Here is a 6449-nt window from a genome sequence, read left to right on the forward strand (position 1 = left end):
GGCGGGAGTGATCGGGCCGGGGCTGGGCGGGATCGACCCCGAGCGGCAACCCCGGCTCCGCGAACAGCAGCTCCACCTCGCCGTCGCCGGTGATCAGCAGCGGCGGCACGTGGCCCGCGGTGCTCCACCGCAGTCGCCGGCCCGGGCCCTCCGGTTCGAAGCGGGCCAGGGTGGTGGTCGTGACGGGGGCGTCGGTGAGGGCGGCCAGGGTGCGGTCGAGCCGGGCGAGGACGGCGCCGGGCGAGCTGCTCAGGTCGAACAGCAGGGCGCGGAGCATGTTGCGGACGGCGGCCATGGCGGCCGCGGCCTGGAGGTCGTGGCCGACCACGTCACCGATGACCACCGCCACCACGTCGTGCGGGAGCGGGATGACGTCGTACCAGTCGCCGCCGAGCTGACTGGGTTCGGCGGCGGGCCGGTAGATGGCGGCCGAGGTGAAGGGCCGCAGGTCGGGCAGGGTGGGCAGCAGGAGCCGCTGGAACTGCTCGGCCCCGACACGCACCCGTTCGAAAAGGCGGACGTTCTCGATGGCGATGGCGGCGGCTCCGGCCAGGGAGACGACCACGGTCTCGTCGTGCTGGTCGAAGGGCTGCCCGTCGCGCCGCTCGGCGAGGTAGAGGTCACCGTAGATCTCGCCGTGCACGCTGATGGCGACGCCGAGCAGGGTGTGCAGGCGGGGGTGTCCGGGCGGGAAGCCGGCGGAGGACGGGTGGGCCGGGATGTCGTGGACCCGCAGCGGTTCGGGGTGGCGGATCAGATGGCCGAGCACACCTAGGCCGCGGGGCAGTCCGGTTTCGGCCAGATCGTCGCGTTCCCGCTCGGACAGGCCGGCGGCGACGAACTGCTCAAGGCGGTCGCCGGACGAGTCGAGCACGCCCAGGGCGCCGTAGCGCGCGCCCACCAGCTCCATTGCGGTGGTCACGATCCGGTGCAGCACCGCGGGCAGCTCCACCTCGCGGCTGATGGCCACCACCGCGTCCAGCAGTCCCTGCAGCCGGTCCATGGAGGAGAGCAGCGAGCGCAACTGGTCGTCGATGCGGCCCAGTTCGGAGCGCAGGCGCAGGTGCAGGCCGGGGAGCGACGGGTCCCCCGGTGGTCTGCCCCGGTCTCCTGCCATGGAGCCTCACCCGCTGTCCGCATCCCGGTCGTCCGCGGGACCGGTCGTCCGCGGGACCGGCCGTCCGCCGTCCTGGCCTTTCGCCGTCCTGGCCGTCCCGCGTCCGGTCCGTCCGCCGTCCGGGCCCTGCGTGACCCGGTGGCTTCGATTCTCCTCCGCCCGCCACCTCCGGCGCGCGGCGCGCAGCGGCGTCAGACGGTCCGGACGTCCCGGCGGGTCACCGCGAGGTGGGTGACCAGGGCGAGGATGGCCACCGTCCAGGACAGGGTCACCGGGCCGAGGCCGAGTCCCAGGCCGCCCCGGTGCGGCGCCAGGGCCATCCAGTCGGCGATCGAGGCACCCAGCGGTCGGGTGATGACGTACGCCGCCCAGAACGCGGTCACCGCGCCCAGGACGCCCGCCCGGTGGGCGACGGCCGGGACGCAGATCGCCGCGCCGAACAGGACGGCCGAGCCCAGGTAACCGAGGCCGACGGTCGCGGTGAGGTCGCCGGCGGCGGTGCCGAGCGCGAACGTGGCCAGGACGGCGGCCCAGTAGAACACCTCGCGGCGGCGGGTGTTGATGGCGTGGATCGACAGGGTCCGCTCCGCGGCGTACCAGAGGGCGAACACGGCGGCCAGGGCGATCATGAACAGGGGCGTCGAGAGGGTGTACGGGATGCCCAGGCCGACGTGCAGGATGTCGGCCGCCATCGTGCCGAACACGCTGACCATGACGATCGCCGTCCAGTAGATCCACGCCACGTACCGGCGGACGGCGAACTGGAGCACGAGCGCGGCCACGAAGCCGAGTCCGCCGAGACCGACCGCGGGAACCGGACCGAGGAGGTGCGCCAGCCAGTCGGACGCGGTCTCGCCCATGCCGGTGGTGAGGACCTTGATGATCCAGAAGTACGCGGTGACCTCGGGCACCTTGTTCGCGGTCGTCCGGACGCGGTCACGGGCGTGGCCGCCGGGCCGGCGGTCGAGGACGTGCTCTGTGCTCATGAGCGGCACCCTCGCACGGGTGACCGCCTTCTCCCCAGCCCTCTTTACCAGGGTTTTGGTGCTTCTGGTGCAGGTGTTGCCACGGCGGTCCGTGAGCCTGAACGTGGCCTGAACACCTCGGGGAAAGCCCTGGTCAGCGACCGGACCGGCCTGATAGACAGGCCGGTCCGGTCGGTGATCGTCAGGACACCACGCCCACGTGCGCGAGCGCCTGCTTCAGCAGCACCCCGTGCCCGCCCGGCATCTCGCCCTGCACGGCCGCCGAGGCGGCCTCCTGGGGGCTGAACCACACGAGGTCCAGCGCGTCCTGCCGGGGCCGGCAGTCGCCGGTGACCGGCACGACGTAGGCGAGGGACACCGCGTGCTGACGGGGGTCGTGGTACGGCGTGACGCCGGCCGTCGGGAAGTACTCGGCGACCGTGAACGGCTGCAGGGAGGAGGGCACCCGGGGCAGCGCGACCGGGCCGAGGTCCTTCTCCAGGTGGCGCAGCAGCGCGTCGCGGACCCGTTCGTGGTGCAGGACGCGGCCGGAGACCAGGGTCCGGCTGACCGTTCCGTCCGGGCCGATGCGCAGCAGCAGTCCGATGCTCGTGACTTCGCCGCTGTCGTCCACGCGCACGGGCACGGCCTCGACGTAGAGGATCGGCATACGGGCCCTGGCCATTTCCAGTTCGTCCGTGGTCAGCCAGCCGGGCGTGGTTTCGGTCATGTCAGACATTGCTTGATCATACTTTCCGGGTGAGCGGCCCGCTCAGTCGCGGGCCGGATCGTTCTCGGGCAGTCCGTACAGTCGGCGGGCGTTGTCGCGGCCCGTCCAGGCCGCGATGCGCAGGGCGTCCGGCAGGCTCAACTCGTCGGAGTCCACCCGGGCTTGGAGCATTCCGGCCAGCCCCTGCCGGAAGGACAGCGCGCCCAGGTGGTGGAACTCGGCCACACCGCAGGCGTCCGAGCTGTACAGCATTTTGCGGAACGGGGTGATCTCCAGCGCCTCCTCCAGTACCGCCCGGGAGCGGGCCGGCCCGGTGTGGTGCAGGGTCAGGCCGACGTCCAGGTGGACCCGCTCGAACACCGCGGCCAGGTAAGCCGCCTGACGGTGGTACGGCCAGCAGTGCAGCAGCAGGACCGGGACGGTGCCGGCCGTCAGGCGGAGCCAGTCGGTGAGCAGGGCGGGGTCGGCGTGGTGCAGCCGTACGTCGGCGTCGCCGAAGCCGGTGTGCAGTTGCAGCGGCAGGCCCAGGTCGACGGCGGTCCACAGCAGGTGCCGCACCAGGACCGGGTCGGTCAGGCGCCCGCCGCGCGCGAGCCATCGTCCGGCGGCCCGCGTGACCTCCGCGTCCGCGGGGCGCTCGGGGTCGAGGGCGAAGCCGGTGCGGTAGGCGGCCACCGATTTCACCGCCACCACGCCCGGCCGTCGTACGGCGTCCTCGGCGGCGGCCCGGAACCCGGCCGCGTACCCGCCCGCCGTCACACCGCGCGCCGCCACCGCCTCGGCGATCCGCTCCAGCCGGACCACCTCGTAGGCGGTGGCACCGGCCGCCTCGGCCAGGTCGGCGGGGGAGGTGCCGGGGTGCGGGGCGTAGCCGGTGTCGACGCAGAGGGCCTCGACGTGCGCGGCGGTCAGGAAGCGCCGGTTGACCTCGCGGGGGCCGAGGGCGGAACGCCGGGCCAGGTAGTCGGCGGCGGGCGCGTGCCGGGGCAGGTCCAGCAGGGGCGCGCAGTGCCGGCGCACGGCCACGCCGACCGGGGTGTCGAAGGGGGAGACGCCGGGCCAGGCCCCGCCCTCGGTGATCAGCGGTTCGAACCGCCCGGGTGGCAGATCGGCCGTGGACACGCCGTGGCAGTGGTGGTCGACGAGGGGCAGCGCTTCGAGGGCCTCGTGGACCGGGCCGGGCGCGGCCACGGTCAGTACTTCCAGCGGTAGGCGGCCGCCACCCGCGCGTCGTCCAGGCCCTCCACGGCCGCCGCCTCCCCGAGCCGCACGGCGGTCACCGCGTCCGCCAGGACCGGGCCCAGCGCGGCCCGCAGCACCTGGTCGGCCCGGAACTCCTCGACGGCCGACGGCAGCGACCGCGGCAGCCGCCGTACGCCGAGCGCGGCGGCCTCGTCGTCGCCGTAGCGGGCCGGGTCCCCGGTGATCTCCTCGGGCAGCGGCAGGGACGCCGTCAGCCCGTCGAGTCCCGCGGCGATCACGCAGCCCAGCGCCAGGTAGGGGTTGGCGGCCAGGTCGACCGGTTTGACCTCCATGTTCGCGTCCTGGTCCCGGCGGCCCGCGGTGCCCATGACGACCCGCAGCGCCGCCTCGCGGGTCTCCAGGCCCCAGGCGGTGAACACCCCCGCCCACTGCGAGGGCTTCAGCCGCAGGTAGCTGGCGGGGCTCGGCGCGGTCACCGCCGTCAGGGCGGGCAGGTGGGCGAGCACCCCGGCCGCGAACGACTCGGCCTCGGCCGTCATGCCGTGCCGGCCGGCGCCGCCCGCGTGCAGGTTGACCCCGCCGCGCCAGCAGGACAGGTGCAGGTGGCCGCCGTTGCCGACCCCCTCGGCGAGCACGGCGGGCGCGAACGAGACGCGCAGGCCGTGGCGTTGTGCCACCGCGCGGATGGTCTGGCGCACCAGCACGCTGCGGTCGGCCGCCGCCACCGGGTCGAGGGCGCCCACCGAGACCTCGAACTGCCCGGCCGCGTACTCGGGATGGAGCTGGTCGACGTCCACGCCCTGGGCCGCGAACGCGGCGAGCAGGTCGGCGGTGAAGTCGCTCAGCTCCACCTGCCGGGTGGCGCCGTACGCCGGTCCGGACACCGCCGGGACGAACGCGTCGCCGGGTGCGGTGCCGAGCCCGACCGCCCACTCGATCTCGACGGCCGCCCGGAAGCCGAGTCCGTGCCGTTCGGCGGCGTCCGTGACGATCCGGCGCAGGAACGTCCGGGCGCAGCCGGGGTGCCGCTCGCCCTCCTGGGTGATCCGGTCCACCGGCGCCCAGGCCCAGCCCGGCTGCCCGGCGAGGGGCACCAGCCGGTCGAGGTCCGGGTAGAGCCGCAGGTCGCCGTCGGGGGAGCCGAGGACGTCGGTGGTGACGATCGAGTCGTCGGCCAGGAACGTGTCGAACACCGGCGACATGCCGACCCCCCAGGCGACGGCGGCCTCGAGGCGTGCCGTCGGGATCGTCTTGACCCGGCCGACGCCCGCCGTGTCCACGTACGCCAGGACGATGCCGTGCACCTTCCGGTCGGCGAGGTCGGCGGTGAGCGCGGCGACCCGGTCGAGGTCGCCGGGGCGCCCGCCGGGCACCGGGTCGGCCAGAGTGGTCATACGTCCTCCTCGACGGGCTCGGCCCCCGCGCTCGGGGTCAGGGTTTCACGGCCACCACGCCGTACTGCGGCACCGAGGCGGTGTCGGACCCGGCGCGCCACCGCGAGCACGGCACGAGCCCCGGCTCGACCGGCTCCAGGCCGTCGAGGAACGCGGCGATCGCGGCGCGGCTCCGGGCGGTGATCGGCGGGGTGGCGTTGGCGTTCCAGAACTCCATCGCCGCGACGTTGCCCTCACCGCCCACCTCGGCGTCGAAGGTCGGGTGGGTGAGCACCAGGTGGCTGCCGGAGGGGACCGCCGCCATGACGCGCCGCACGATGTCCGCGGCCTCCGCGTCGTCCAGCACGAAGTTGAGGATGCCGAGCATCATCACGGCGACCGGCCGGTCCAGGTCCAGGGTGTCGGCGGCGCGCCGGACGATGGCGTCGGGGTCGCGCACGTCGGCGTCGACGTAGTCGGTGACGCCCTCGGGGGAGCTGGTGAGCAGGGAGCGAGCGTGCACGAGCACGATCGGGTCGTTGTCGACGTACACGATCCGTGACTCCGGCGCGATGCGCTGGGCGATCTCGTGGGTGTTGTTGACCGTGGGCAGCCCGGTGCCGATGTCGAGGAACTGGCGCAGTCCGCGCTCGGCGGCCAGGAACCGCACCGCCCGCCCCAGGAAGTCGCGGTCCGCGCGGGCCACCGCCCGGATCACCGGGAACATCCCCGAGACGTGCTCGCCGACCCGCTGGTCGACCTCGTAGTGGTCCTTGCCGCCGATCCAGTAGTTCCAGACCCGCGCGTTGTGCGCCACGGTGGTGTTCAGCCGCGCCGATCCGGCCGTCGGGGAGGGTCCCTCGGTCACGTGTCCGCCCTTCTCACGTGCGCTCGTCCGCCGTCATTGTGCCGCCCCCTTGATCGCGCTGTCCCGGTAAACGCGCAGTGTGAGCTCCCCACCACCCTCCGGGGCGTCCCGGCGCGTTTGAAACAATGGACTTCGTACCCTGTTCAACCACCGGAAGCAGGACATGCCCGCCACCCCCGCGTCCCTCCTCGAC

Annotated in this window: 6 protein-coding genes; all 6 read right to left on the bottom strand. The window is 74.0% G+C overall.

Annotated features, from left to right (window positions below):
• Positions 1–1117 (bottom strand): PP2C family protein-serine/threonine phosphatase (locus V7E45_RS37990; protein WP_333778836.1); only part of this gene is annotated, 1117 nt, incomplete at its 3' end.
• 191 nt (positions 1118–1308) lie between these two features.
• Positions 1309–2103 carry a COG4705 family protein gene (locus V7E45_RS37995; RefSeq protein ID WP_333778837.1) on the bottom strand — a complete coding sequence of 265 codons (795 nt, stop codon included), beginning with the start codon at positions 2101–2103 and terminating at the stop codon, positions 1309–1311.
• A 181-nt stretch (positions 2104–2284) separates the two neighbouring features.
• Complete coding sequence (locus V7E45_RS38000; RefSeq protein ID WP_020943415.1) at positions 2285–2812, bottom strand: NUDIX hydrolase family protein; 528 nt, start codon at positions 2810–2812, stop codon at positions 2285–2287.
• A 42-nt stretch (positions 2813–2854) separates the two neighbouring features.
• On the bottom strand, positions 2855–4009 hold the full coding sequence (locus tag V7E45_RS38005; protein WP_443056347.1) for an amidohydrolase family protein: 1155 nt from the start codon (positions 4007–4009) through the stop codon (positions 2855–2857).
• Entirely contained in the window at positions 4006–5409 is a 1404-nt protein-coding gene (locus V7E45_RS38010) for a glutamine synthetase family protein (protein WP_333778839.1), read from the bottom strand. Before V7E45_RS38010 ends, V7E45_RS38005 begins: the two co-directional genes overlap by 4 nt.
• Positions 5410–5446: 37 nt before the next feature.
• On the bottom strand, positions 5447–6256 hold the full coding sequence (locus V7E45_RS38015; protein WP_333778841.1) for an SAM-dependent methyltransferase: 810 nt from the start codon (positions 6254–6256) through the stop codon (positions 5447–5449).
• Positions 6257–6449 lie beyond the last annotated feature (193 nt).

The organism is Streptomyces sp. IBSBF 3136, from assembly GCF_036815105.1.
Taxonomy (GTDB): Bacteria; Actinomycetota; Actinomycetes; order Streptomycetales; family Streptomycetaceae; genus Streptomyces.